At 70.0% G+C, this 26775-nt stretch carries 27 protein-coding genes; 4 read left to right on the forward strand and 23 right to left on the reverse strand.

Annotated elements, in window-relative coordinates:
• A partial coding sequence (locus WYM_RS12745) for a DUF5684 domain-containing protein (RefSeq protein WP_026059792.1) occupies positions 1–624 on the reverse strand: 624 nt, incomplete at its 3' end.
• Positions 625–808: 184 nt separating this feature from the next.
• Here WYM_RS12745 and WYM_RS12750 point away from each other — a divergent pair.
• A complete protein-coding gene (locus WYM_RS12750) occupies positions 809–1294 on the forward strand; it encodes a DUF4282 domain-containing protein (protein ID WP_019181230.1) in 486 nt (161 codons plus the stop codon).
• A 2-nt stretch (positions 1295–1296) separates the two neighbouring features.
• Here the strand turns inward: WYM_RS12750 and WYM_RS20200 are convergent, their stop codons facing one another.
• The 13 genes from WYM_RS20200 to prmC form a co-directional block, all read right to left on the reverse strand.
• A complete protein-coding gene (locus WYM_RS20200; protein ID WP_019181231.1) occupies positions 1297–2004 on the reverse strand; it encodes a YaaA family protein in 708 nt (235 codons plus the stop codon).
• 118 nt (positions 2005–2122) lie between these two features.
• A complete protein-coding gene (locus WYM_RS12760; protein WP_019181232.1) occupies positions 2123–2383 on the reverse strand; it encodes a F0F1 ATP synthase subunit epsilon in 261 nt (86 codons plus the stop codon).
• A gap of 1 nt (position 2384) precedes the next feature.
• The gene (atpD, locus tag WYM_RS12765; protein ID WP_019181233.1) at positions 2385–3833 is read right to left on the reverse strand and encodes a F0F1 ATP synthase subunit beta; all 1449 of its coding nucleotides are present in this window, start codon (positions 3831–3833) and stop codon (positions 2385–2387) included.
• A 22-nt stretch (positions 3834–3855) separates the two neighbouring features.
• Positions 3856–4752 carry a F0F1 ATP synthase subunit gamma gene (locus WYM_RS12770; RefSeq protein ID WP_019181234.1) on the reverse strand — a complete coding sequence of 299 codons (897 nt, stop codon included), beginning with the start codon at positions 4750–4752 and terminating at the stop codon, positions 3856–3858.
• Positions 4753–4772: 20 nt separating this feature from the next.
• Complete coding sequence (atpA, locus tag WYM_RS12775; protein ID WP_019181235.1) at positions 4773–6413, reverse strand: F0F1 ATP synthase subunit alpha; 1641 nt, start codon at positions 6411–6413, stop codon at positions 4773–4775.
• A 76-nt stretch (positions 6414–6489) separates the two neighbouring features.
• Positions 6490–7281 (reverse strand): F0F1 ATP synthase subunit delta, encoded by a 792-nt coding sequence (locus WYM_RS12780; protein ID WP_019181236.1) that lies wholly within the window; start codon positions 7279–7281, stop codon positions 6490–6492.
• Positions 7281–7835: a F0F1 ATP synthase subunit B gene (locus WYM_RS12785; RefSeq protein WP_019181237.1), complete on the reverse strand. Its 555-nt coding sequence runs from the start codon at positions 7833–7835 to the stop codon at positions 7281–7283. The genes WYM_RS12780 and WYM_RS12785 overlap by 1 nt, the downstream gene beginning before the upstream one ends.
• Before the next feature lie 29 nt (positions 7836–7864).
• On the reverse strand, positions 7865–8101 hold the full coding sequence (atpE, locus tag WYM_RS12790; protein WP_019181238.1) for an ATP synthase F0 subunit C: 237 nt from the start codon (positions 8099–8101) through the stop codon (positions 7865–7867).
• A 46-nt stretch (positions 8102–8147) separates the two neighbouring features.
• The gene (gene atpB, locus WYM_RS20205; protein ID WP_019181239.1) at positions 8148–8990 is read right to left on the reverse strand and encodes a F0F1 ATP synthase subunit A; all 843 of its coding nucleotides are present in this window, start codon (positions 8988–8990) and stop codon (positions 8148–8150) included.
• 78 nt (positions 8991–9068) lie between these two features.
• Entirely contained in the window at positions 9069–9593 is a 525-nt protein-coding gene (locus WYM_RS12800; protein ID WP_019181240.1) for a hypothetical protein, read from the reverse strand.
• Entirely contained in the window at positions 9590–10786 is a 1197-nt protein-coding gene (locus WYM_RS12805) for an MraY family glycosyltransferase (RefSeq protein WP_019181241.1), read from the reverse strand. Before WYM_RS12805 ends, WYM_RS12800 begins: the two co-directional genes overlap by 4 nt.
• Positions 10783–11547, reverse strand: a complete 765-nt coding sequence (locus WYM_RS12810) for an L-threonylcarbamoyladenylate synthase (protein WP_019181242.1) — start codon at positions 11545–11547, stop codon at positions 10783–10785. Before WYM_RS12810 ends, WYM_RS12805 begins: the two co-directional genes overlap by 4 nt.
• Before the next feature lie 195 nt (positions 11548–11742).
• Complete coding sequence (gene prmC / locus WYM_RS12815) at positions 11743–12621, reverse strand: peptide chain release factor N(5)-glutamine methyltransferase (protein ID WP_026059794.1); 879 nt, start codon at positions 12619–12621, stop codon at positions 11743–11745.
• A 134-nt stretch (positions 12622–12755) separates the two neighbouring features.
• On the opposite strand from prmC, the gene cysK (WYM_RS12820) reads away from it, so the two are divergent.
• The 3 genes from cysK (WYM_RS12820) to epsC all read left to right on the forward strand — a co-directional run bounded on the left by cysK (WYM_RS12820) (position 12756) and on the right by epsC (position 15325).
• Positions 12756–13694 (forward strand): cysteine synthase A, encoded by a 939-nt coding sequence (gene cysK, locus WYM_RS12820; protein ID WP_019181244.1) that lies wholly within the window; start codon positions 12756–12758, stop codon positions 13692–13694.
• Positions 13695–13781: 87 nt separating this feature from the next.
• Complete coding sequence (gene cysK, locus WYM_RS12825; protein ID WP_019181245.1) at positions 13782–14735, forward strand: cysteine synthase A; 954 nt, start codon at positions 13782–13784, stop codon at positions 14733–14735.
• A gap of 20 nt (positions 14736–14755) precedes the next feature.
• Complete coding sequence (epsC, locus tag WYM_RS12830; protein WP_157525187.1) at positions 14756–15325, forward strand: serine O-acetyltransferase EpsC; 570 nt, start codon at positions 14756–14758, stop codon at positions 15323–15325.
• Positions 15326–15423: 98 nt separating this feature from the next.
• Here epsC and WYM_RS12835 read toward each other — a convergent pair whose 3' ends face one another.
• From WYM_RS12835 to WYM_RS12875, 9 genes are all read right to left on the reverse strand, one after another.
• Positions 15424–15825, reverse strand: coding sequence for a phage holin family protein (locus WYM_RS12835; protein WP_019181247.1), 402 nt, complete (start codon positions 15823–15825; stop codon positions 15424–15426).
• A 57-nt stretch (positions 15826–15882) separates the two neighbouring features.
• Positions 15883–16962 carry a peptide chain release factor 1 gene (gene prfA, locus WYM_RS12840; protein WP_019181248.1) on the reverse strand — a complete coding sequence of 360 codons (1080 nt, stop codon included), beginning with the start codon at positions 16960–16962 and terminating at the stop codon, positions 15883–15885.
• A gap of 39 nt (positions 16963–17001) precedes the next feature.
• Positions 17002–19107: a transcription termination factor Rho gene (gene rho, locus WYM_RS12845; protein WP_019181249.1), complete on the reverse strand. Its 2106-nt coding sequence runs from the start codon at positions 19105–19107 to the stop codon at positions 17002–17004.
• A gap of 208 nt (positions 19108–19315) precedes the next feature.
• Positions 19316–20263 carry a homoserine kinase gene (thrB, locus tag WYM_RS12850; protein WP_019181250.1) on the reverse strand — a complete coding sequence of 316 codons (948 nt, stop codon included), beginning with the start codon at positions 20261–20263 and terminating at the stop codon, positions 19316–19318.
• Positions 20260–21351 (reverse strand): threonine synthase, encoded by a 1092-nt coding sequence (gene thrC / locus WYM_RS12855; RefSeq protein WP_019181251.1) that lies wholly within the window; start codon positions 21349–21351, stop codon positions 20260–20262. The genes thrB and thrC overlap by 4 nt, the downstream gene beginning before the upstream one ends.
• Before the next feature lie 5 nt (positions 21352–21356).
• Positions 21357–22661 (reverse strand): homoserine dehydrogenase, encoded by a 1305-nt coding sequence (locus WYM_RS12860; RefSeq protein ID WP_019181252.1) that lies wholly within the window; start codon positions 22659–22661, stop codon positions 21357–21359.
• Positions 22658–24079: a diaminopimelate decarboxylase gene (gene lysA, locus WYM_RS12865; RefSeq protein ID WP_019181253.1), complete on the reverse strand. Its 1422-nt coding sequence runs from the start codon at positions 24077–24079 to the stop codon at positions 22658–22660. The genes WYM_RS12860 and lysA overlap by 4 nt, the downstream gene beginning before the upstream one ends.
• Positions 24080–24268: 189 nt before the next feature.
• Positions 24269–25096 carry a DUF2993 domain-containing protein gene (locus tag WYM_RS12870; protein WP_019181254.1) on the reverse strand — a complete coding sequence of 276 codons (828 nt, stop codon included), beginning with the start codon at positions 25094–25096 and terminating at the stop codon, positions 24269–24271.
• A gap of 4 nt (positions 25097–25100) precedes the next feature.
• Complete coding sequence (locus WYM_RS12875; RefSeq protein ID WP_019181255.1) at positions 25101–26768, reverse strand: arginine--tRNA ligase; 1668 nt, start codon at positions 26766–26768, stop codon at positions 25101–25103.
• Between the last annotated feature and the right edge of the window lie 7 nt (positions 26769–26775).

Here is a 26775-nt window from a genome sequence, read left to right on the forward strand (position 1 = left end):
CGCGGTGTAGCCCGAGGGCGGTGCCGGCGGCGCGGTGTATCCGGCCGGAGGCTGGTAGCCGGCGGGAGGGGCGTAGCCGCCCGGAGCCGTCGCGGGGTTCGCGGGGTAGCCGCCGGCGGGTGCCTGGCTGGGAACGCCCGACCACACGGTCTTGTCGGCGAGGAAGTTGCCCGCCCACGGTGCCGCGGGGATGGCGGTGTTCCAGCGCGACCGGTCGAACGCGTTGATGCCGAGCCACACGATGGAGAGGAAGAAGTACAGGATCAGCCAGACGGCTTCCTTCTGCAGCTTCAGACCCACGCGCCAGGCGGCGAGCAGCGTGTAGAGGAACGCCGCGATCCCGATGATGGTGCCGAGCACGGGGACCCAGCCCAGCACGATGGTGCCACCCCAGAGCACCAGCAGCCACCACGGGTTGAGGTCGCCGAGCTTGACGAAGATCAGGGTGTTGTAGATCGGCACCCACGCGCGCCACTTCCCCTGCACTCCCGCCTTCTCGAAGATCTTCATCAGGAACCACGAGGTCAGGACGTACCCGATGACGGCGAAGAAGAGGAAGAGCGGAAGGAAGATGAAGATCCAGGCCAGCACGTAACCAGCCCCGTAGTCGGAATAGTCGGTCATTTACGGCCTCCCAGGGCCACGAACGACATCGTGAAGACCACGATGGCGAGGCAAGCAGCCCCGCGGCTCACATGCTATCGACGCGCGCGCCGCCGTGTCAGCATTACGGCCGTGTCGGGGGGATGGCCCCCGTCGCGCCGCGGTGGATAGCCTGGGCACATCCGTCCCGAGCGAAGGAGTCTCGATGACCGCTCAGAACCCGTCCTCTCCCCCGCCGCTTCCCGAGCGGTCCGCTGCGGAGGTCGCCCGTGAGACCGATGCGCGCACCACGACATCTGGCTACGGCCCCGGCGCCGACCCCGACGACACCGGGGTCCCCCGTGTCGGAGGCGACGCCGGCGACATCGGGCGCGGGTTCTTCTCGGCGCTGTTCGACCTGTCGTTCCGCACCTTCATCACGCGGCGACTGGCGAGCGTCTTCTACCTCGTCGGACTGATCGCCATCGGCATCGGGTTCATCGTCTACTTCGTCAGCGGCCTCATCGGCGGCATCTCGCTGCTCTGGTACAACGTCGGCGGCGGCATCAGCGCCATCGTCGCCACGCTCGTGATCGTACCGGTGCTGACCTTCCTCGCGATCATCCTGCTGAGGTTCGTCATCGAGGGCGTCGTCGCCCTGATCGCGATCGCCGAGAACACCGAGCGCACGGCCGAGAACACCCGGGGCTGACGCTAGGGGCTCGCGAACAGCTCCAGCTCGCCGGTCGCGTTCTCGCGCATTCGGAGTCCTGCCGCGTCCGCCCAGCGCAGGAACGCTGCGGCGGACCCGAGGCGCGGCCGCTCGGCGGCCAGGCGACGAACGAGCGCGCCCTTCGCGTGCTTGTTGAAGTGGTTGAGCGCACGCACCGCCCCGCCGGGACCTTCGCTCACGACCCGCACGTAGCGGGAGGGGATCCCGCCGGGTACCGGACCGAGCACCGCATAGGCCTCAGAGCGCAGGTCGAGCACGAAGCGCGGTGCGGCCTCCGCGAGAGCGGTGGTGACGGCATCCGCCCACACGCGTCGCAGCGCCGGAAGCCCGGGGATCGACGACGACGCCCCCAGCCGGTACGCCGGGATCGGGTCGAGTCCGCCCACGGGCCCGAACGGCGCCGAGTGCACCAGGACATGACCGCCGATCCAGCGGCGGGCGACGGCGTCGAGGGATGCCGCGTCCAGCGCGTCGTAGAGCACTCCGGTGTAGCGATCGACCGCCGCCATCGTCGGCGACGTCCGCAGCTGCGCGTTCACCGCGACCTCGCCGCGCTGCGTCGGGCCGAGCTTCAGCACGCGCGCGGCCTCGTCCTCGTCGGCCGACAGCGCGATGAGCGCGTCGACGACCGTCTCACGCTGCGGAGTCAGACCCCCCGAGCGAAAGGGAGGCCGTGTCGAGCGGCGCACGTCGGCCGCCCGAGCGTTTCGTCTCGGAGGGAGGCAGGAGGATCAGCATGGGCGCTTCCGGAAAGACGCCTCGGCCGGTTCCCAGGGGAACCGGCCGAGGCGGACAGATGTGACAGCGTCAGGCGATCAGCGCCGCGTTGCCCGCCACGATCGTCAGGTCGTCGCCCTCCATGGAGAGGAATCCGTCCTGCGCGTTGGCGATGATCTTCGAGCCGGAGGTCTCGGTGATGCGCACCTGACCCTCAGCGAGGATGGCCAGCACCGGCTCATGGCCGGGCATGAAGCCGATCTCGCCCAGGACGGTCTTGGCGACGACGAGCGACGCCTCACCCGACCAGACCTCCGCGTCCGCGGAGACGAGGCTCACCTTGAGTGGCATGTCAGCCGTTCTCCTTCTGGATGCGTGCCCAGTTCTCTTCGACGTCCGAGATGCCGCCGACGTTGAAGAAGGCCTGCTCGGCGACGTGGTCGAAGTCGCCCTTGACGATCGCGTCGAACGACTCGATCGTCTCCTTGATCGGGACGGTGGAGCCCTCGACGCCGGTGAACTTCTTCGCCATGTAGGTGTTCTGCGAGAGGAACTGCTGGATGCGTCGTGCGCGCGACACGACGATCTTGTCCTCTTCGGAGAGCTCGTCGACACCGAGGATCGCGATGATCTCCTGCAGCTCCTTGTTCTTCTGGAGGATCTGCTTCACAGCGGTGGCCACGCGGTAGTGGTCCTCACCGATGTAGCGGGGGTCGAGGATGCGGCTCGTCGAGGTGAGCGGGTCGACGGCCGGGTACAGACCCTTCGACGCGATCTCGCGGGAGAGCTCGGTCGTGGCGTCGAGGTGGGCGAACGTGGTCGCCGGAGCCGGGTCGGTGTAGTCGTCGGCGGGCACGTAGATCGCCTGCAGCGAGGTGATCGAGTGACCGCGGGTCGAGGTGATGCGCTCCTGGAGCACACCCATCTCGTCGGCGAGGTTCGGCTGGTATCCCACTGCGGACGGCATGCGGCCGAGGAGGGTGGAGACCTCGGATCCGGCCTGCGTGAAGCGGAAGATGTTGTCGATGAAGAGCAGCACGTCCTGCTTCTGGACGTCGCGGAAGTACTCCGCCATCGTGAGCGCCGACAGGGCGACGCGCAGACGCGTCCCCGGCGGCTCGTCCATCTGACCGAAGACGAGGGCGGTCTTGTCGAAGACGCCCGCCTCCTCCATCTCGTGGATGAGGTCGTTGCCCTCGCGGGTGCGCTCGCCGACACCGGCGAACACCGACACGCCGCCGTGGTCCTGCGCGACGCGCTGGATCATCTCCTGGATGAGGACCGTCTTGCCGACGCCCGCACCGCCGAAGAGGCCGATCTTGCCGCCGAGCACGTACGGCGTCAGCAGGTCGATGACCTTGATGCCGGTCTCGAACATCTGGGTCTTCGACTCGAGCTGGTCGAAGTTCGGCGCCTTGCGGTGGATGGGCCAGCGCTCGGTGATCTCGATGGTCTCGCCCGGCTCGGCGTTGAGAACCTCGCCGGTGACGTTGAAGACCTTGCCCTTGGTGACGTCGCCGACGGGCACGGTGATCTGCTCGCCGGTGTCGCGCACCTCCTGGCCGCGGACGACGCCGTCGGTCGGCTTGAGCGCGATGGCGCGGACGAGGTCGTCACCCAGGTGCTGAGCGACCTCGAGAGTGATCTCGTTGGACTCGCCCTCGATGACGATCGTGGTCTTCAGCGCGTTGTAGATGTCGGGGATCGCGTCGTGCGGGAACTCGATGTCGACGACCGGACCGGTCACACGGGCGACCCGCCCGACGACCGGGGCTTGCGTCTTCTCTGCGGTGAGGCTCATGGCTTCTTCTCTTTCGTGTGGTCTATTTGCCGGACGACAGGGCGTCGGCGCCGCCGACGATCTCGGCGATCTGCTGCGTGATCTCGGCCTGACGCGCGTTGTTGCGCAGGCGGGTGTAGTCGGTGATGAGCTTGTCGGCGTTGTCGCTGGCCGACTTCATCGCCTTCTGCGTCGCGGCGTGCTTGGCGGCCGACGACTGGAGCAGCGCGTTGAACACGCGGCTCTGGATGTACACCGGCAGCAGCGCATCGAGGACGACGCCGGCGTCCGGCTCGAACTCGTACAGCGGATACACCTGGGCGGATGCCGCTTCCTCGGCCTCGACGACCTCGAGCGGCAGCAGGCGCACGGTCTCGGGCGTCTGGGTCATCATGCTGACGAAGCGGTTGTAGACGAGGTTGATCTCGTCGACGCCGCCGTCTTCGCCACCGCGGTCGTACGCGTCGAGCAGTGTCGCCGCGATCTCTTCGGCCGTGGTGAAGTGCGGGGTGTCGGTGTCGCCCGTCCACTCCGCAGCGGACTCCATGCGACGGAACTGGAAGTACCCGACGGCCCGGCGGCCGATGAGGTAGAACACCGGCTCCTTGCCCTGCTGCCGCAGCAGCTCGGCCAGCTCGAGGCCCTCACGGAGGATCTGCGAGTTGAACGCGCCCGCCAGGCCCCGGTCGGACGCGAAGATCACGACGGCGGACCGGCGGATGACCTCGCGCTCTCGGGTGAGGGGGTGCTCGACGTTGGAGTGCGTCGCCACGGCGGAGACGGCTCGCGTCACGGCTCGCGCGAACGGCGAGGACGCGCGCACGCGCGCCATCGCCTTCTGAATGCGCGAAGCCGCGATGAGCTCCATCGCCTTCGTGATCTTCTTGGTCGTCTGAGCAGTGCTGATCTTCTGCTTGTAGACCCGGAGTTGTGCGCCCATTGTCCTAGTCCGGTGTCGCCTTAGCGGCGGCCCTTGACGATCTTCTCCTGGTTCACGTCATCGACCTCTGCGGCCGCGACCTCTTCGTGGCCGAGGCGACCGATCGCCTGGCCCTTGCCGGCCTGGAACTCGAGGATGAACTCGTCGGTCCTCTTCGCGAGCTCGGCGACGGTGTCGTCGTCGAGGACGTTCGTGTCGCGAAGCGTGTCGAGCACCGTTGTGTTGCGGCGAAGGTAGTCCAGCAGCTCGCGCTCGAACGAGAGCACGTCCTCGACCTCGATCGAGTCCAGCTTCCCGTTGGTGCCGGCCCAGATCGAGACGACCTGCTCCTCCACCGGGTACGGCGAGTACTGCGGCTGCTTGAGCAGCTCGGTCAGGCGCGCACCGCGGGCCAGCTGGCGACGCGATGCGGGGTCGAGGTCGCTCGCGAACATCGCGAACGCCTCGAGCGAGCGGTACTGCGCCAGCTCGAGCTTCAGCGTGCCCGAGACCTTCTTGATCGACTTGACCTGGGCGTCGCCGCCGACGCGCGACACCGAGATGCCGACGTCGACCGCGGGACGCTGGTTGGCGTTGAAGAGGTCCGACTGCAGGAAGATCTGGCCGTCGGTGATCGAGATCACGTTGGTCGGGATGTAGGCCGACACGTCGTTCGCCTTCGTCTCGATGATCGGCAGGCCCGTCATCGAGCCCGCGCCCAGCTCGTCCGACAGCTTCGCGCAGCGCTCGAGCAGACGCGAGTGCAGGTAGAACACGTCGCCGGGGTACGCCTCGCGGCCCGGCGGGCGGCGCAGGAGGAGCGACACGGCTCGGTAGGCCTCGGCCTGCTTGGTCAGGTCGTCGAAGATGATGAGCACGTGCTTGCCGTCGTACATCCAGTGCTGGCCGATGGCCGAGCCGGTGTAGGGGGCGAGGTACTTGAAGCCGGCGGGGTCGGAGGCGGGAGCCGCGACGATCGTCGTGTACTCCATGGCCCCGGCGTCCTCGAGCGCGCCCTTGACGGCCGCGATCGTCGAGCCCTTCTGACCGATGGCGACGTAGATGCAGCGAACCTGCTTGTCCTTGTCGCCGGACTCCCAGTTGGCCTTCTGGTTGATGATCGTGTCGATCGCGATGGCCGTCTTGCCGGTCTGGCGGTCGCCGATGATGAGCTGGCGCTGGCCGCGGCCGACCGGGATCATCGCGTCGATGGCCTTGATGCCGGTCTGGAGCGGCTCGTGCACCGACTTGCGCTGCATGACGCCGGGCGCCTGCAGCTCGAGTGCACGACGGCCCTCGATGCCGGTGATCTCGCCGAGACCGTCGATCGGGTTGCCCAGCGGGTCGACCACGCGGCCGAGGTAACCTTCGCCGACCGGCACCGACAGCACCTCGCCCGTGCGGGTCACGGAGTTGCCGGCTTCGATGCCGGAGAACTCGCCCAGCACGACGACGCCGATCTCGTGCTCGTCGAGGTTCTGTGCGAGGCCGAGCGTGCCGTCCTCGAACGTCACGAGCTCGTTCGCCATGACGCCGGGCAGGCCCTCGACGTGCGCGATGCCGTCGGCGGCATCGATGACGGTGCCGACCTCGGTCGCCGCGGCCCCGGTGGGCTCGTAGGCGGCGACGAAATCCTTCAGCGCGTCACGGATGACGTCGGGGCTGATTGACAGTTCTGCCATTGTCTTCCCTTTGTTTCAAAGTTCGTGTGGGTGGGGACGAGGCCCCGAGATCTCCGCGCTCGGCGGGAAGTCTGTACTAGCCGGCCAGCCGCTGGCGAAGATCGGCCAGGCGCGACGACACGCTCGCGTCGATGACGTCGTCGCCGATCTGCACGCGCAGTCCGCCGACCACGGCTCGGTCGACGACGGTGTTGATCGACACGCGCGACCCGTACCGCGCCGACAAGGCCGCGGCGAGGCGGTCTGTCTGCGCGGGGCTCAGCGGCGACGCGGCGAAGACCGTCGCGACCTTGCGCCCGCGCTGATCGGCCACGATCCTCGTCGCCCGCGAGAGCAGCTGTCGGACGCGGCGCTCGCGCGGCTGCTGGACGAGGGATGATGCGATGAGAGTCGCGGCAGCACTCGCACGTCCACTCAGCAGCGTCTGGACGAGCGCTCCCTTGGCGGAGGCGTCTCCGAGCCGGCTGCCCAGTGCGAGCTCGAGCTCGGAGTTGCCCGCGACGGTCCGGGAGAAGCGGAACAGCTCGTCCTCGACATCGGCCGAGCCGTCGGCGATCGCCGCTGCCCGCACCGCGAGCTCTTCGATCCCGTCGACGAGGTCGGCCGGCGTCGACCACCGCTGCTCGACGGCCGTCGTCAGCAGCGATGCCGTCGCAGGCGCCACGGCCGTGCCGAACACGTCGCTCACGACCTTGCGCCGCGCCGCGACCGGCGCGGAGGAGTCGGCCAGCGCGCCGCTCAGCTGCGACGAGTCGCCCACCGCGCGTGCCGCCGCGAAGAGCTCGCGGGCCACGTCGAGGTCGACGCCCGACGCGGCGCTGAGCGCCGCGGTCGTCGCCGCGAGGGCCTGAGTGGTCGCGCTGCCCATTACGCCTTGGCTCCTTCGGATGCCTCGAGCTCGGCGAGGAAGCGGTCGACCACGGCCTGGGCCTTCTGGTCGTCCGTCAGCGTCTCACCGATCACGCCGCCGGCCAGGTCGAGGGCGAGCGTGCCCACCTCGCTGCGCAGCGACACCAGAGCGGTCTGGCGCTCGGCCTCGATCTGCGAGTGCGCCGTCGCCGTCAGGCGCGCAGCCTCGGCGGTCGCCGTCTCTTTGGCCTCGGCGACGATCTTGCGGCCGTCCTCGCGGGCGGCGTCGCGGATCTCACCGGCCTCCTTGCGGGCGTCGGCGAGCTGGGCGGTGTACTCCTCGAGAGCCGCCTCGGCCTTGCGCTGCGCCTCGTCGGCCTTCGCGATGTTGCCTTCGATCGCCGTCGAGCGCTCGTCGAGCATCTTCTTCATCCGCGGAAGAGCGACCTTCCAGAAGATGAAGAGAATGACGACGAAGCAGACCGCCGACCAGATGATGTCGTACCAGGCGGGGATGAGCGGGTTGGGGGCCGCACCTTCCTCCGCCGCATACGCGACAAGAGCGTTCAGCATCCTGTCTCCTTAGGGCTGGAAGTCGACGATCAGGAGGTGAAGATGAAGTACGTGGCGATGCCGATGAAGGCGAGCGCCTCGGTGAAGGCGATACCGATCCACATGAGCACCTGCAGGCGGCCGGCGAGCTCGGGCTGGCGAGCCACGCCCTCGATCGTCTTGCCGACGACGATGCCCACGCCGATGGCCGGGCCGATGGCCGCGAGGCCGTAGCCCATCGTCGCGACGTTGCCACTGAGCTCGGCGAGAACCGTAGTTGCGTCCACGGGGGTGTTTCCTTTCGGTTATGGGCGGCTTTACGGGCCGACCCGCTTAGTGCTCTTCCGCGACCGCGAGCTGGATGTAGACCGCGGTGAGGAGAGCGAAGACGTACGCCTGGAGGACGGCCACCAGGATTTCGAACAGGGTGAAGATGAAGCCGAACGCGAGCGACCCGGCCGCGAGCGCCGACCACCAGCCGCCCATGTCGATGAGGAAGAACTGCGTCGCCGCGAAGAAGAGCACGAGCAGCAGGTGGCCGACCATCATGTTCATGAGGAGTCGGAGCGTGAGCGTGACCGGCCGGATGATGAAGGTCGAGATCAGCTCGATCGGCGTCACGATGATGTAGATCGGCCACGGCACGCCCGACGGGAAGAGCGAGTTCTTGAAGAAGTTCTTCGGGCTCTTCTTGATGCCGGCGTAGATGAAGGTGACATAGCTCACGACGGCGAGCGTCAGCGGCACGGCGACGATCGCGGTTCCGGCGATGTTCAGGAACGGGATGATCCCCGTGATGTTCATGAACAGCACCATGAAGAAGATCGTGGTGAGGATCGGAAGGAAGCGCTGGGCGTCCTTCTTTCCGAGCAGGTCTTCGCCGATGTTCACCCGGACGAAGTCCAGGCCCATCTCGACCAGGCTCTGGAACCGGCCGGGCACGACCTTCATGCGGCGGGTGCCGAGCCAGAAGATCAGAACGATCGCGGCGGTCGCCAGGAACTGGATCAGGTGGATCCGCGTGACCGGAACCCCCGCCAGGCTGAAGAGCACCTCGGGGAAGAACTCGTCGATCGACGGCCCGTGGAACTCCGGGGGCGCGTCGGCGGCAAAGGGGGCGATCAGGGTCGCAGCTTGAGTAGTCAGCGCTGGCTCCAGCTTCGGGGCATCGGTCAAGAACCTTTGCGACGATGGTCGGTGAGCGTCACTCCGCAAGCGCTCGCAGAGCGAGCGGGCGGGCGCTCAGTCAGCCTATCAAACTTGTGAGGGCCCGGAATCCGCCGCGGGTCCGGGCCGACCCGAGCCGTGCCCGTCGGTGCGGTCTCCGGCATCCGGGTCGGTCGGCAGCTCGACGTCGCTGACGTGCGGCACCCGCATGCGCAGCAGCACCACCACGTCGACCAGGAGCGAGGCCAGGACGCTCACCACGACGGCGACGAAGAAGACGGTGGGTTGCACCCACGGCTGGTCGCGCAGCACCAGCAGCGCGACGATGAAGACGATGAACTTGAGGATCCACCCGCCCAGCACGATCGCGAAGAAGAACGGCACGTACAGCTCCTGGCCGTACCAGCGGTTGGCGATCAGGATGCTGGCGCCGGTGATCCCGAGGAACACCGCCGCGACGAGCACGCCGACCAGCGCGCTCCACAGCCCGGTCGTTCCCGCGACGAGGTAGCCGACGACCGCGCCGACGACAGCGAGCACGGCGGTCACCGTGCCCGACCACACCAGGACGGTGCGCAGGATCGGCGTGCTGGAGACGGGGCTGGGGGTCATCGGGCGATCTCCGGGATGGTGGGGTCGGACGCCGGGGTGGGCGCCGAACGGTGGGAGCTCGCGCGCGGACGGCGACGCGAGGGCAGGAAGGTGACGACGAGACAGGCCGCGACGCCGACCACGCCGTACGCGACGCCGATGAGGTAGTCGCCGGGCCACTCCAGCGTGGTGCCGATGTACATCAGCAGCACAGACAGGCTCACGAGCGCGGTCCACGCATAGAAGATGAGCACGGCATCGCGGTCGGAGTGCCCCATGTCGAGCATGCGGTGGTGCAGGTGCTTGCGGTCGGGAGAGAACGGCGACTTGCCCCTGCTCATGCGGCGCACGACGGCGAGACCGAAGTCGAGCAGCGGCAGGAGCACCACGACGACGGGCAGCAGGATCGGGATGAAGGCACCGAGCAGCTGCGAACGGCCGAACTGGTCGTTGTCGCCCATCATGGCGGGGTCGAAGTTGCTGGTGATGGCGATGGCCGAGCACGCCATGAGCAGGCCCAGCATGAGCGCGCCGGCATCGCCCATGAACAGGCGCGCCGGACTCCAGTTCAACGGCAGGAAGCCGATGCACGCGCCGATCAGCACCGCCGCGATGAAGGAGGCGAGGTTGAAGAACGAGCTCTCGCCGGTGTCGCGCACGAGCATGTAGGAGTACGCGAAGAACACCGCGTTGGCGATCAGGCAGACGCCGGCCACGAGGCCGTCGAGCCCGTCGATGAAGTTCACCGCGTTCATCACGACGACGATCGAGAACACCGTCAATGCGAAGCTCGCCCAGCTCGAGAAGATCGTCATGCCGCCCAGCGGCAGCGTGTAGATCTGCAGCTTGCCGAACCAGGCGATGACGCCGGCGGCCAGGAACTGCGCGCCGAGCTTGATCGTCCAGTCCAGATCCCACAGGTCGTCGAGAACGCCGACGACGACGATGAGCGCCGTCGCCCCCAGCAGCGCGTAGACCTCATGCGGCTGCGACCAGACGATGGCGAAGAACGGATGCTGCGACGAGACCGCGAACGCCGCCACCACCCCGAGGAACATGGCGATGCCGCCCAGGCGCGGCGTCGGCGTCTTGTGGACGTCGCGCTCGCGGATGCCCGGGTACAGCTTGTACTTGAGGCTCAGTCGCCACACCGCCCACGACAGGACGAAGGTGACCGCCGCGGTCAGAAGGATCGTGAAGACGTACTGCTTCACGCGCCGTCGCGTTTCGGCTGCGAGGGCTCCGGCTCTGTCGCGGGATCGACGGGCCGTTCGACGGGCGCAGCCGGTGGGGCCGGGTAGTCTGGCTCGGGGTCCGGCTCGAGCAGGTCGCCGAGCACCTCCCGGAGGGCGGCGCGATCGATGGCGCCTTCCCGCAGGACGCGGATGAGAGGCCGGTCGCCGCCCACGAGGCTCGTGGCGTCGATGATCGTCGAAGCGACCCCGGTCTTCGAGGGCCCGTCGCTGAGGTAGACGGCGACGCTGTCGCCCAGCATCCCCTGCGCGTCCTCCGCCGTGATGCCGGCCGCCATGCCGGTGAGGTTCGCGCTCGAGACCGCGAGCGGCCCCGTCTCCTCCAGCAGCTCCAGTGCCATGCGGTGGGCGGGCATCCGCACCGCCACCGTGCCGTGGGTGTCGCCGAGGTCCCACGACAGCGACGGCTGCGCCGGCAGCACGATCGTCAGGCCACCCGGCCAGAACGCCTCGACCAGGCGCTCGACCGGCTCGGGTACCTCCGCGACCAGGGCGCGCAGCGTCGTCAGCCCGGCGACGAGCACCGGCGGCGGCGACTGCCGGCCCCGGCCCTTCGCAGCGAGCAGGCGCTCGACGGCCTTCGCGTCGAACGCGTCGGCGGCGACGCCGTAGACGGTGTCGGTCGGCATCACCACGAGTTCGCCGCGCCCGATGGCCTGGCGCGCCTGACGCATGCCGGAGAGCAGCTCCGCCTCGTCACGGCAGTCGAAGATGGGGGACATATCGCCCACAGTCTAATTCGGAGCGGGGCCTACCCCACGCCCCGCCCCAGTTCGCAGCGGGCCGACCCCACGCCCCGCCCCAGTTCGCAGCGGGCCGACCCCACGCCCCGCCCCAGTTCGCAGCGGGGCCGACCCCACGCCCCGGCCCAGTTCGCAGCGGGGCCGACCCCACGCCCCGGCTCTACGGGGTCGTGTTCAGGGCCGCAGGGCGGTGGTCGCCCGGTCGCGCATCGTCAGGTCGGGGTGCGTCGCGGTGGCCCGCCAGCCGTCGGCCGCGAGGAGCTCGCGGATCTCGGCGCCCTGCCACTCGCCGTGCTCGATGACGATCGTCCCGCCCGGGTGGGCCAGGCGCAGGCCGACGGCGCTGAGCACGCGCACGACGTCCAGGCCGTCGGCGCCGCCGTAGAGCGCGGCGGGCGGGTCGAAGAACCGCACCTCCGGGTCGCGCGGGATCGCGGCATCCGGAACGTACGGAGGGTTGGACGCCACGACCGACACCGTGCCATCCAGCTCCGGGAAGGCCTGCGCGAGGTCGATGAACGCCAGCCGGGCGTTGTCGGCGCCCACGTGCGCGAAGTTCTCCTTCGTCCACACGAACGCATCGACCGAGTTCTCGGCGGCGAAGACCTGAGCGTGGGGGACCTCGGTCGCCATCGAGAGGGCGATCGCCCCGCTGCCGGTGCCGAGATCCACCGCGATCGGAGAAGCGGATGCCGCGGCGCGCAGCGCGTCGATCGCCAGCTGCGCGACGACCTCGGTCTCGGGCCGCGGCACGAAGACGCCAGGGCCCACGCGCAGCTCGAGGTGGCGGAACGGGGCGAGACCGGTGATGTGCTGCAGCGGCTCGCGCGTCGCGCGACGCGCGACCAGCTCCTCGAGGCGCCGGGCGTCGCCCGGGTCGAGGGCGTCGCCCCGCAGGGCCGCCGCCTGCACTCCCCCGCGGCCCGAGCCGAGGACGAAGCCGGTGAGCAGCTCTGCATCGACGACGGGATCGGGGATCCCGGCTTCGGCGAGCCGGGCGGCGGCGCGCTGAAGCGCGTCGGAGAGCGCGAGGGAGCTGTCGGGAGAAGCCATGTCGGCCACCCAGCCTAAGCCCGGCGCGTGCCCGGCCCGGCCGTCGTCACACAAGGACTCACCGTCCTCGCGCGCGAGAGCCTCCCCCCTAGGCTGGTGGTCGACTCCGCCGTGAACCCGCGAAAGGCCCCGACATGACCGGCATCCATCCCGACATCACCTCTGCTTTCGGAAACACCCCGCTCGTGCGCCTGAACCGCGTGACGGAAGGCGTCGGCGGCAACGTGCTGGCCAAGCTGGAGTTCTACAACCCCGCCTCGAGCGTCAAGGACCGCCTCGGCATCGCGATCGTCGACGCCGCGGAGGCCTCCGGGCAGCTGCAGGCGGGTGGGACCATCGTCGAGGCCACGAGCGGCAACACCGGCATCGCGCTCGCCATGGTCGGCGCGGCCCGCGGCTACCGCGTCGTCCTGGCGATGCCCTCTTCCATGTCGGTCGAGCGTCGCCTGCTGCTGAAGGCCTACGGCGCCGAACTCGTGCTCACCGACCCGGCCGGCGGTATGAAGGGCGCCGTCGCGAAGGCCGAGGAGCTCGTCGCAGAGATCCCCGGCGCTGTCCTGGCTCGTCAGTTCGAGAACGAGGCGAACCCCGCGATCCACCGCAAGACGACGGCGGAGGAGATCCTGCGAGACACCGACGGCCAGGTGGACTACTTCGTCGCCGGCATCGGCACCGGGGGCACCATCACCGGCGTCGGACAGGTGCTCAAGGAGCGCGCTCCGGGCGCGAAGGTGATCGCCGTCGAGCCGGCGGACTCGCCGCTGCTGACCAAGGGCACCCCGGGACCCCACAAGATCCAGGGCATCGGACCCAACTTCATCCCCGCGATCCTCGACCAGGGCGTCATCGACGAGGTCATCGACGTGGAGTTCCCCGACGCGATCTCGACGGCCCGCGCCGTCGGGACGAAGGACGGCATCCTGGTCGGCATCTCGTCGGGTGCCGCCATCTGGGCCGCCCTGCAGATCGCCGCGCGTCCCGAGGCCGAGGGCAAGAACATCGTGGTCATCGTCCCGTCGTTCGGCGAGCGCTACCTCTCGACCGCGCTCTACGAGGATCTGCGCGAGGATTGACGCAGGCGCCGGGCGCGATGGCGAACGACCGACCCGCTCGGGCGCCGTCGCGCCGTCGTCGTCTCACCGTCACCCTTCAGGAGCTCCATGCCCGGCATCCATTCCGACATCACCACCGCCTTCGGTGAGACTCCCCTGGTGCGCCTGAACGCGCTCACCGAAGGTCTGGGCGCCGAGGTGCTGGCGAAGCTGGAGTTCTACAACCCCGGCTCCTCGGTCAAGGATCGCCTCGGGTACGCCCTCGTGGAGGCAGCCGAAGCGGCAGGAGAGCTCGTGCCGGGCGGCACGATCGTCGAGTCGACGAGCGGGAACACCGGCATCGCGCTCGCGCTGATCGGTGCCGCTCGCGGCTACAAGGTGATCCTCACGATGCCGGCGTCGATGTCGAAGGAGCGGCGCACCCTGCTCAAGGCCTACGGGGCGGAGCTCGTGCTGACCGATCCCCACAAGGGCATGACCGAGGCCGTCGACACCGCCAAGCGCATCGTCGCCGAGACTCCGGGGGCGATCCTGGCGCGGCAGTTCGAGCACGAGGCGAATGCCGCCATCCATCGCCGGACGACCGCCGAGGAGATCTGGCGCGACACCGAGGGCCGCGTCGACTGGTTCGTGGCCGGGTCGGGCACCGGCGGAACCGTGACGGGCGTCGGCCAGGTGCTCAAGCAGCGCAACCCGCAGGCGAAGGTGGTGCTCGTCGAGCCGAAGGACTCCCCCGTCCTCACCGAGGGCCGCGCCGGCGGTCATCGCATCCAGGGAATCGGGCCGAACTTCGTGCCCGATGTGCTGGACCGCTCCGTCGTCGACGAGATCATCGATGTCGAGTTCGACGACGCGATCCGCGTCGCACGCGAGCTGGCCACCCGCGAGGGGATCCTCGCCGGCATGTCGGCGGGGGCGGCCGTCTGGGCGGCGCTCGAGATCGCCGCCCGCCCCGAGGCGGCCGGCGCGCGCATCGTCGTGATCATCCCGGACTCGGGTGAGCGCTACCTGTCGACCGCGCTCTACGAGCACCTTCGCGAGCCCGAGACGGAGAAGAAGTGACGATCGAATTGCCGGAGCGGATCGGATTCCTGGCGCGTGTGCGCGAAGACGTCGCCGCCGCCAAGCTGCGCGACCCCGCCGCCCGCAGCGGAGTCGAGATCGCCGTGCTCTATCCCGGCCTGCATGCCATCTGGGCGCATCGCGTCTGGCACGCCCTGTGGACTCGACGAGCGCGATTCATCGCGCGCGCCGGCTCGCAGATCACCCGCTGGCTCACCGGGATCGAGATCCACCCCGGCGCCACCATCGGGCGCCGCTTCTTCATCGACCACGGCATGGGGGTGGTGATCGGCGAGACCGCCGAGGTCGGCGACGACGTCATGCTGTACCACGGTGTGACGCTGGGCGGTCGGCAGCGCGAGGGCGGCAAGCGTCACCCGACCATCGAGGACGGGGTCGCGATCGGCGCCGGGGCGAAGGTTCTCGGCCCGATCACGGTCGGCGCGGGCTCCGTCATCGGCGCGAACGCCGTCGTCACGAAGGACGCGCCCGCCGACAGCGTGCTGGTCGGCATCCCCGCGAAACCGCGCGTCCGTCGTGCCGGTGACGACACCCGCGCCCTGCTGACGACCCCCGAGTACCACATCTGACCCCGCCCCGCCGGGCGACGGCGGCCGCGAGCGTGATCGACCCCGAGCCCCGGATTCCCGACGACGCGGATGCGGTGAGGCTGCGGCATCCACTCGCGCTATGCCCTGCGCGCGTCGTGACGGTCGTCCTTGATGAACAGCGGCGGCACGAGCCAGGTGGCGAGCGCCGTGACGATCCACACGATGAGCGGCGCGACGACCCATGCCAGTGGCTGCGAGATGCCGATGCCGGCGCCGGGGATGAGCACGACGATCACGATCGAGATGAAGGTCGACAGGATGCCGATGCCCCCGAGCAGCGCCGGCGCATGACGGCGCGTGAGTCGCGAGGCCAGCGGCGCGAGGACGCTCTGGATCAGCGCGAAGATCAGCACCGCGAGCACGAAGCCCCACCAGTCGCCCCAGCGGATGTGGAAGCCCTCGAGGAGTAGGTCGGCGATGATCAGCCCGACCGCCGCCGAGACGATGAAGGTCACGGCGCGGATCAGAAATGCGAACACTCGCCGACCCTATCGCCCACCCCGCCGCGCGTCCGGTAGCGGGAGCGGCGAGGAGGCTCAGTCGTCCGAGCCGAGAGCCGCGAGCCGCGCCTCTTCGTCGGCGCTGATCGCCGACGCGATGAGGGGCTCGAGCGCACCGTCCATCACCTGATCCAGGTTGTACGCCTTGTAGCCGGTGCGGTGATCGGCGATGCGGTTCTCCGGGAAGTTGTACGTGCGGATGCGTTCGGACCGGTCCATGCCGCGAATCTGCGACTTGCGGGCGTCGGAGGCTGCGGCATCCCGCTCCTCCTGCTGACGCGCCAGCAGCCGGGCTCGCAGCACGCGCATGCCGGCCTCCCGGTTCTGCAGCTGCGACTTCTCGTTCTGCATCGACACGACGATGCCCGTCGGCACGTGCGTGATGCGCACCGCCGAGTCGGTCGTGTTGACCGACTGCCCGCCGGGGCCGGATGAGCGGAACACGTCGATCTTCAGATCGGCCTGGTTGATCTCGATCTCGTCGGGTTCATCGACCTCGGGAAAGACCAGCACCCCCGTGGTCGACGTGTGGATGCGGCCCTGCGACTCGGTCGCCGGCACGCGCTGCACGCGGTGCACGCCGCCTTCGTACTTCAGATGCGCCCACACGCCCTGCGCGGGGTCGCTCGACGATCCCTTGATCGCGACCTGCACGTCCTTGTAGCCGCCCAGGTCGGACTCGTTGCGCTCCAGGAGCTCCGTCTTCCAGCCCTTCGACGCCGCGTACTGCAGGTACATGCGCAGCAGGTCGGCGGCGAACAGCGCACTCTCGGCGCCGCCCTCCCCCTGCTTGATCTCCATGATCACGTCGCGCGCGTCGTCGGGATCGCGCGGGATGAGCAGGCGCCGCAGGCGCTCCTGGGCATCGGCGAGCCGCTCCTCGAGCCCCGGCACCTCCTCGGCGAAGGCCTCGTCCTCACGGGCGAGTTCGCGCGCGGCGTCGAGATCGTCGGATGCCGAGACCCAGTCCTCGTGCGCCTTCACGATCCGCGACAGCTCGGCGTAGCGCCGGTTGACGCGCTTGGCGCGCGCCGCGTCGGCGTGGACCGCGGGATCGGAGAGCTCCGCCTGGACGGCGGCATGCTCCTCGATCAGTCCCCGGACCGACTCGAACATCCCCGGATCGCGCTTCGACAAGCTCACGCTTCGACGAGCTCAGCGGATGCTGTTGTCGTGCGCGTGGCTGTGGCCACCGCCGTGCCCGGCTGCGGGAGCCGGGATCGACTTCTGCATCTGCACCAGGAACTCGACGTTGGACTGCGTCTCCTTGAGCTTGCCCAGCACGACCTCGAGGGCCTGCTGGGTGTCGAGGCCCGCCAGGGCGCGACGCAGCTTCCAGGTGATCTTGACCTCGTCGGCCGACAGCAGCATCTCTTCACGGCGGGTGCTCGACGCGTTCACGTCGACGGCCGGGAAGATGCGCTTGTCGGCGAGCTGCCGGCTGAGACGCAGCTCGCTGTTGCCGGTACCCTTGAACTCCTCGAAGATGACGTCGTCCATCTTGGAGCCGGTCTCGACCAGTGCGGTCGCGAGGATCGTGAGCGACCCGCCGTTCTCGATGTTGCGCGCCGCGCCGAAGAAGCGCTTGGGCGGGTACAGCGCCGAGGCGTCGACGCCGCCGGTCAGCACGCGACCGGAGGTCGGGGCCGAGATGTTGTAGGCGCGACCGAGGCGCGTGATCGAGTCGAGCAGCACGACGACGTCGCGGCCGAGCTCGACGAGGCGCTTGGCGCGCTCGATCGCGAGCTCGGCGACCGTGGTGTGATCCTCGGCGGGCCGATCGAAGGTCGACGCGACGACCTCGCCCTTGACGGTGCGCTGCATGTCGGTCACCTCTTCGGGGCGCTCGTCGACCAGCACGACCATGAGGTGGACCTCGGGGTTGTTGGTCGCGATGGCGTTCGCGATCTGCTGCAGCACGATCGTCTTGCCCGCCTTGGGCGGGGCGACGATGAGGCCGCGCTGGCCCTTGCCGATCGGCGCGACCAGGTCGATGATCCGCTGGGTCAGCTTCTCGGGTGCGGTCTCGAGGCGCAGGCGCTCCTGCGGGTACAGCGGCGTGAGCTTTCCGAATTCCACACGGGTCGCTGCGTCGTCGACCGACAGGCCGTTGACGGCGTCGACCTTGACCAGCGCGTTGTACTTCTGACGGCTCGACTGCTCGCCCTCACGCGGCTGCTTGATCGCGCCGACGACGGCGTCGCCCTTGCGGAGGTTGTACTTCTTGACCTGGCCGAGCGAGACGTAGACGTCGCTCGGGCCCGGGAGGTAGCCGGTGGTGCGGACGAACGCGTAGTTGTCGAGCACGTCGAGGATGCCCGCGATCGGGATCAGGACGTCGTCCTCGCCGATCTCGGTGTCGAACTCGTCGGTCGTCTGGGCGCCGCGGCGCTTGTTGCGCTGACGGTTGCGACCGTTGCCCTGGGGCTGGTCGTCGTCGGAGCTGTCGGCCTTGGTCGACTCGGCGGGCTGCGCCTGAGCGGACTGGCCACCCTGTGCGTTGCCACCCTGAGCGTTGCCGCCCTGGCTGCCGTTCTGGGCGCCGCCGCTCTGGTTGCGGTTGCGGCTGCGGCTGCGGCTGCGGCCACGGCCGCGGCTCGGCGTCTCGCCGCCTTCGCCCTCGGCGTTCTGGTCGCCCGACTCGGCGGTCTCGCCGGACGTGTCGGCGGGCGCGGAGGTGTCGGCGGCGGCCTCGGCGGGCGCGGATGCCGCGTCCTCGGCCGGTGCGGCGGCTGCGGGCTGCTCCTCCGCTGCCGGAGCGACCTCGGCGGCCTGCTCGGCCGCGGCATCGACCGGAGCCTCGGGGGTGGGCTCGCTGACAGTCTCGGCGGCGGCCTTCGCGGCGGCATCCGTGCTCTTCGCACGGCGCGGAGCGCGCTTGCGCGGCGCCTTGACCGGAGCGGGCTCCTCGACCGGAGCCTCGACGGCGGGCTCGGCCGGAGCCTCGACGGCGGGCTCGGCCGGCTCAGCCGGCTCGGCGGGGGCCTCGGCAGCAGGCGCGGCTTCGTCGGTGTCGGCCGCAGGCGTCGCGGCGGGCTCGGCCTCAGCGGACTCGGCCTCAGCGGCGTCGAGCTCTGCTGCGGCAGCCTCGGCTTCGACGGGGCCATCGCCCTCGCCGGCCGCCGCGGGCTCGGTGCCCTCGGGCTGCGGGGTGCCGGCGTCCTCGGACGCGGCGGTGGTCTCGACGTTCTCGGGGGCGTCAGGCGCTTCCACGCGCTCTTCGGCCTCGGCGTCGGTGTGGATCTCGGAGATGGACTCCACGAGTTCTCCCTTGTGAAACGAACGGAATGTGCACGATCGCACGGCGCAGGCTGCTCGGCGGCTCATTCCCGGCCGAGGGCCGGTTGCTGAACCCGCCGAGAGACCCGTTGACGGAGTGAAGGACCGAGATGGTGCTCAGAGACCGTCTACAGGCACGGCGGCCGTGCGGTGGTTTCGCAGATTTGCGACGGAGGCCAGATTCACGTGTTTACGTGGAACCCTCCGCGTACTCCCTCACTGTACCACCCTTGAAGTCGACGGCGAGCATGAGGGCTTCCCACGGGGTGTCGGTCACCGTGCTCGCAAGCGCCGCCGCCTCGAGGCGTCGTCCGGGGCCGTCGGCGAGCACGAGGACGCTCGGTCCGGCGCCCGAGACGACCGCGGCGAATCCGGCTCCGCGCAGTGCGCGCACGAGCGCGTCGGTCTCGGGCATCGCGCTCGCACGGTAGTTCTGATGCAGCTTGTCTTCGGTGGCCGCCTGCAGCAGCTCGGGACTCTGCGTGAGGGCGGCGATCAGCAGCGCCGAGCGCGAGACGTTGAAGACGGCGTCCTCTCGGGGCACCTGCAGCGGCTGCAGACTGCGGGCGAGCTTGGTCGACATGGTGAACTCGGGCACGAAGACCAGCGGCGAGACGCCGCGGTGCACCAGCAGCTTCTTGTGCTGCGGGGCGCCCTCGTCGACCCACGCGATGGTGAGACCCCCGAACAGCGCCGGTGCGACGTTGTCGGGGTGACCCTCCAGCTCGGTCGCGAGGCGCAGTAGCGCGTCGGGTCCGAACTCGACGTCTCCTTCGAGCAGGCCCTTGGCCGCGAGCAGGCCCGACACCACGGCGGCGCCGGACGAACCGAGCCCGCGCCCGTGCGGGATGACGTTCTTCGCCACGAGCCGCAGCCCCGGCATCCGTCGCCCCACCGACTCGTACGCGTAGGCGATGGCGCGCACGACGAGGTGCGAGGCATCCCGGGGCACGTCGTCGGCGCCCTCCCCCTCGACGTGGATCTCGAACGATCCCTCGGTGAGCGTCGTGACCTCGAGCTCGTCGTAGACGCTGAGTGCGAGCCCGAGCGTGTCGAAGCCCGGGCCGAGATTCGCGCTCGTCGCCGGCACCCGCACGACGATCCGTCGCCCCGGCGCCGGAGAGACGGCTGCGTTCACGTGGTGGCCTGGACGGGTGCGAGATCGAGAACCGATGCCACGTCCGACGTCGAGGCGTCGACCACGGTCGGCTCGACCTGGCTGCCGTCGGCGTTCCGCAGCGCCCACTGCGGGTCCTTCAGGCCGTGGCCGGTGACAGTCAGCACGACGCGCGCGCCCGCGGGGACGACGCCCTGCTCGACCCGGTCGAGGAGGCCGGCGACGCTGATCGCCGAGGCCGGCTCGACGAAGATGCCGACCTCGCCCGCGAGCAGCTTCTGCGCCGCCAGGATGCGGTCGTCGTCGATGGCGCCGAACCAGCCGTCGGTGGCCTCGCGCGCCTCGAGGGCGAGCTCCCACGACGCCGGGTTGCCGATGCGGATCGCGCTGGCGACCGTCTCGGGGTTCCTCACGACCTCGCCCCGCACGAGCGGGGCCGAGCCCGCGGCCTGGAAGCCGAACATGCGGGGCACCCGCGTCGACACGCCGGACGCGGCCTCTTCGCGGTACCCGCGGGTGTACGCCGTGTAGTTGCCGGCGTTGCCGACCGGGATGAAGTGGAAGTCGGGCGCGTCGCCGAGCTGCTCGACGACTTCATAGGCCGCCGTCTTCTGCCCGTCGATGCGGTCGGGGTTGACCGAGTTGACGAGGTGCACCGGATAGTTGTCGGCCAGCTCCCGGGCGATCTCGAGGCAGTCGTCGAAGTTGCCGCGGATCTGGATGAGCCGGCCGTTGTGCGCGACGGCCTGGCTGAGCTTGCCCATGGCGATCTTGCCCTCGGGCACCAGCACGGCCGCGGTGATTCCGGCGTGCGCCGCATAGGCCGCCGCCGAGGCGGACGTGTTGCCCGTCGAGGCGCAGATGACGGCCTTCGCGCCGTGCTCGATCGCGCGCGAGACGGCGACGGTCATGCCGCGGTCCTTGAACGAGCCGGTCGGGTTCATGCCCTCGAACTTCACCCAGACGTCGGCGCCGGTGCGGTGCGACAGGGCCGGTGCCGGAAGGAGCGGCGTGCCGCCCTCGCCGAGGGTGACGACGGTCGAGGCGTCGGTGACGCCCAGACGGTCGGCGTATTCGCGCAGGACTCCGCGCCAGACGTGTGCTGCCATGTCGGTCAGTCTCCTTCCACACGCAGGACCGAGACGACGCGCTCGACGACGCCGCTCGCGGCGAGACGGTCGACCGTCTCGCTGAGGTCCTGCTCCAATGCCTTGTGCGTGCCCACGACGAGCCGCGCCGTCGCGGCGTGCTCCCCGGCGACGGTCTGCTCGAGTGTCGCGATCGAGACGCGACCCTCGCTCAGGATTCCTGCGACGGTCGCCAGAACACCGGCCTGATCGTCGACCTCGAGGGTGATCTGGTAGCGCGTCGTGACGCGACCGACCGGCACGACCGGCAGGTTCGCGAGCGTGGACTCCCCGACGCCCACGCCGCCGGCGATGTGCCGGCGCGCGGCCGAGACGACGTCGCCCAGCACGGCGGACGCCGTCTGCACGCCGCCGGCCCCGGCGCCGTAGAACATGAGGTTGCCCGCGGCCTCGGCCTGGACGAAGACGGCGTTGTTGGCGCCGTGCACGCTCGCCAGCGGGTGCGCGCGGTCGATGAGGGCCGGATACACCCGCACCGAGATCGAATCCCCGGACTCCCCGGTGAGTCGCTCGCACACGGCGAGAAGCTTGATGACGTAGCCGGCGTGGCGTGCCGAGTCCATCATCGCCTTGTCGATCGACGTGATGCCCTCGCGGTGGACCGCGTCCAGCGGCACGGCCGTGTGGAACGCCAGGCTCGCCAGGATCGCGGCCTTCTGCGCCGCGTCGAAGCCCTCGACGTCGGCCGTCGGATCGGCCTCTGCGTAGCCCAGGCGCTGCGCGTCGGCGAGGACGTCGGCGAACTCCGCGCCCTCGGTGTCCATCCGATCGAGGATGTAGTTGGTGGTGCCGTTGACGATCGCCATGATCCGCTGCACGCGGTCGCCGGCGAGCGAGTCGCGCAGCGGGCGGATGATCGGGATCGCGCCCGCGGCAGCGGCCTCGTAGTAGACCTCGGCGCCGACCTGGTCGGCGGCATCGAAGATCTCGGGTCCATGGGTCGCCAGGAGGGCCTTGTTGCCCGTGACCACATCGGCGCCGGAGTTGATCGCCGCGAGCACGTAGGTGCGGGCCGGCTCGATGCCGCCCATCAGCTCGATGACGATGTCGGCGCCCACGATGAGCTGCTCGGCGTCGGTGGTCAGCAGCTCCCGCGGCAGCTCGACGTCGCGCCGGGCGTCGACGTCGCGCACCGCGATCCCGACCAGCTCGAGCCGGGCTCCCGCACGATCGGCGAGCTCGTCGGCATGCTGCTGGAGCAGCCCTGCGACCTGTGAGCCGACCGAGCCGGCTCCGAGCAGTGCGACGCGAAGACGTCGGTAGTCGGTCATGCGATCCCTTCCCTGGGGGTCGTGGCGGGGCCGGCGTCGCGCGCGAGCAGGTCGTCGACCGACTCGCCGCGCACGATCACGCGCGCCTCTCCCCCGCGCAGCGCCACCACGGGCGGGCGGGGGACGTAGTTGTAGTTGCTCGCGAGCGAGAAGCAGTACGCGCCGGTGGCCGGCACCGCGAGCAGGTCGCCCGGGGAGACGTCGGCGGGAAGGTACTCGGCATCCACCACGATGTCGCCCGACTCGCAGTGCTTGCCGACGACGCGCGCCAGCGTCGGCTCGGCGTCGCTGGAGCGTGAGGCGATGCGCGCCGAGTACTGGGCACCGTAGAGGGCTGCGCGGGGATTGTCGCTCATGCCGCCGTCGACGCTCACGTACAGGCGAGTGGCGCCGCCCCCGAGCGCCACGGGCTTGGTCGTCCCGACCTCGTACAGCGTGACGCCGGCGCGGCCGACGATCGCGCGGCCCGGTTCGAACGCGAGATCCGGGATCGGGATGCCGCGCACCTCGCACTGCCGGGCGACCGCGTCGGCGATGCCGGCCGCGAGCTGCTCGATGGGCGTCGGGTCGTCCACCGAGGTGTAGGCGATGCCGAATCCGCCGCCGAGGTTGAGCACCGGCAGGTCGCCGCCCTCGAGAAGCTCGGCGTGCAGCTCGACGATGCGAGCCGCGGACTCCTCGAAGCCGGCCGTGCCGAAGATCTGCGACCCGATGTGGCAGTGCAGGCCGACGAACTGCAGGCCCGGGAGCTCGCGGATCCGGGCGACGGCGGCCGCAGCATCCGTGAGGGTGAAGCCGAACTTCTGGTCCTCGTGCGCCGTGGCGAGGAAATCGTGCGTCTCGGCGTGCACGCCGCTGTTCACGCGCAGCAGCACGGCCTGCGTCGCGCCGCGCCGTTCGACGATGGCGGCGAGGCGCTCGATCTCGATGAGGCTGTCGATGACGATCGACCCCACGCCCACCTCGACGGCGCGCTCCAGCTCGGCCACGGACTTGTTGTTGCCGTGGAAGCCGAGGCGGCCCGGCTCAGCCCCCGCGGCGAGCGCCACCGCGAGCTCTCCACCGGTGCACACGTCGACGGCGAGACCCTCTTCGGTGACCCAGCGCACCACTTCGGTGCTCAGGAACGCCTTGCCCGCGTAATAGACGCGCGCCCGCACGCCGTGCACCGCCGTTGCAGCCTGGAACGCGTCGAGGGTGCGACGCGCGGTCGCGCGGACCTGGTCCTCGTCGAGGACGTAGAGCGGGGTGCCGAAACGCGTGCGCAGCTCGCTCGCCGGGACACCGCCCAGCTCGATCCCGCCGTCGGCGGCACGGCGGGCGTTCTCGGGCCATACCGCCGGAGACAGCAGATTGGCGTCGCGCGGGGCGACCAGCCATGCCGGTGCGACGGGGCGGGAGTGCGGGTCGGCGGACACGGGTGGGCCAATCGGTGGGAGCTTCGACGCGGGGAGCCGTCCGGGGTCCGGGACGGCGCGGATATCACGGGCGCGCTGCGCACCGGATGCGACGGCCGCGAACCGGAGGGGTCACGCGCCCGGCGGTGCTAGAAGTCTAGGGCACCTGGCATCGGGGTCCCGTGGCGTGTGACGCTCGGCGACGGCGGCTCATCCGCACGTGCCGTTCGCCTGCAGAGCCGGATCCGACAGGATGCCGCCGGCGACGTCGAAGGAGGCGACGAGCTCTTCTCCCTCGACGGCGACCCCGCTCAGTGTCGCTCCCGAAGGCAGATACTGCGCGATGCAGACCGTCCAGTCCCGCAGCACCGTGCCTGCGAGGTCGCCGAACTGCTCGCGCAGCGCATCGGCGGTGACGTCGTTCTCGCCGAGGCGCACCGAGGCCGGGGTGAGGACGATGTCACCCTCGACCGCGCTCGGAGTCAGGGCCGCCCCTACCGGGAACGAAATGCCGAACAGCTGCAGATCGGTGGCCATGGTGACGTTCGGAGCCGCGAGGCCGAGGCTGTCGGCGGGGAAGCCTTCGACGGTCGACATGAGGGCGCGCAGCTGCTCCGCGTCGAGGCGCACGACCGCGTCGGCACCGCTCATCGCGGTCGCGTTGCGGATCGGGACCTCGCGCGCGGTCACCGAGACATCGCCCTCGAACTGCTGGATCACGACATCCGGCGATGACACCGTGATCTGATCGAGCGTGCCGCCGATGAGCTGCGGAATCAGGACGCCGGGGATGTCGACGTCGATCGGCTGCTCGGCGGGCAGCGACAGCTGCGAGCGCACCTGATCCTGCACGATGCCGGTCACGACCTGCCGGGCGATCGCCTCGGCCGCGAACCAGGCGCCGACGACCAGCCCGACCACCACGATGAGGGCGACGATCCACCCCCAGCGACGCCGGCGACGCGGCGGCTCGGCGGACTCCTCGAGCCGCGCCCAGTCCGGAAGGGGCTCAGTCGGCTGCGTGTCGCCCGCGGTCATCGCTTCACATCCGTTCGGGAGCGCCGACGCCGAGCAGGGTCAGTCCGTTGCGCAGCACCTGACCGGTGGCGTCGTTGAGCCACAACCGCGTCCGGTGCACCGCCTCGACGGTCTCGTCGCCGAGCGGAATCACGCGGCAGTTGTCGTACCACCGGTGGTACAGGCCGGCGAGCTCCTCGAGGTAGCGGGCGACGCGGTGCGGCTCGCGTACCTCGGCGGCGAAGGCGACGACCCGAGGGAACTCCTGAAGCGCCCCGAGCAGCGCCGACTCGGTCACGTGGGTGAGGGTCTCGGGCGCGAACTCGGAGCGGTCGACGCCGGACGCCTCGGCGTTGCGACCGACGTTGTGCGTCCGGGCGTGGGCGTACTGCACGTAGAAGACCGGGTTGTCGTTCGTGCGCTTGCGCAGGATCTCGGGGTCCAGCGTGAGGGGCGAGTCGGCGGGGTACCGCGCGAGCGAGTACCGAAGTGCATCGGTGCCGATCCAGTCGCGCAGGTCGTCGAGCTCGATGATGTTTCCGGCGCGCTTGCTGAGCCGCGCGCCGTTGACCGACACCAGCTGCCCGATGAGCACCTCGATGTCCTTGTCGGGGTCATCGCCGGCAGCACCGGCGAGAGCCTTCAGGCGGTGGACGTAGCCGTGGTGGTCGGCGCCGAGAAGGTAGATCTTGTGGGCGAAGCCGCGGTCGCCCTTGTTGAGGTAGTACGCGGCGTCGGCGGCGAAGTAGGTGTACTCGCCGTTGGAGCGGCGGATGACGCGGTCCTTGTCGTCGCCGAAGTCGGTGGTGCGCACCCAGACGGCACCCTCCTCGTCGAAGACATGCCCCTGCGCGCGCAGCCGGTCGACGGCCTCGTCGACGAGGCTCGGGCCGCCGTCGGCGGGCCTGCGGTGCAGAGTGCGCTCCGAGAACCACACGTCGAAGTGCACGTTGAACTTCTCGAGCGACGCCTGCAGCTCGCCGAGCTGCAGCTCATAGGCGAGGTCCCGTGCGGCCTCGACCTGCTCCACGCCGTCCAGATCCACGATGTCGGGCCGTGCCGCGGCGACCCGGCGAGCGAGCTCGTCGATGTACGCGCCGGCGTACCCGTCCTCGGGCGTCGGCTCGCCCTTGATCGCCGCGAGCACGGATCGCCCGAAGCGCTCCATCTGCGCGCCCGCGTCGTTGATGTAGAACTCGCGCACCAGCGTCGCCCCGCTCGCGAGCAGCAGGCGCGCCATCGAGTCACCGAGGGCCGCCCACCGCGTGTGCCCGATGTGCATCGGACCGGTCGGGTTGGCGCTGACGAACTCGAGGTTGATCGTGTTGCCCCGCTGCGAGTCGTTCGTCCCGAACGCGGCGCCGGCATCGACGATCGTCTTCGCCAGCGCGCCGGCGGCCGCGGCATCCAGCCGGATGTTGATGAAGCCGGGCCCGGCGACCTCGACGCCCGCGATCCCGTCGACTTCGGCGAGGCCGGCGGCGATCTCGGTCGCGAGCTCGCGGGGGTTCGCACCGACGGCCTTGGCGAGCTTGAGGGCGGCATTGGACGCCCAGTCGCCGTGATCGCGGTTCTTGGGCCGCTCCAGCGGCAGGTCGCCGGCGGTCAGCCCCTCCGACGAACCCGGTCGTCGCGCCTCGGCGAGCGGGGCGACGACGGCGAGCAGTGCGGCGGAGAGGGCATCGGGATTCATAACCGCC

It is taken from the genome of Microbacterium yannicii PS01 (genome assembly GCF_000304335.1).
In the GTDB taxonomy this organism is placed as follows: Bacteria; Actinomycetota; Actinomycetes; order Actinomycetales; family Microbacteriaceae; genus Microbacterium; species Microbacterium yannicii_A.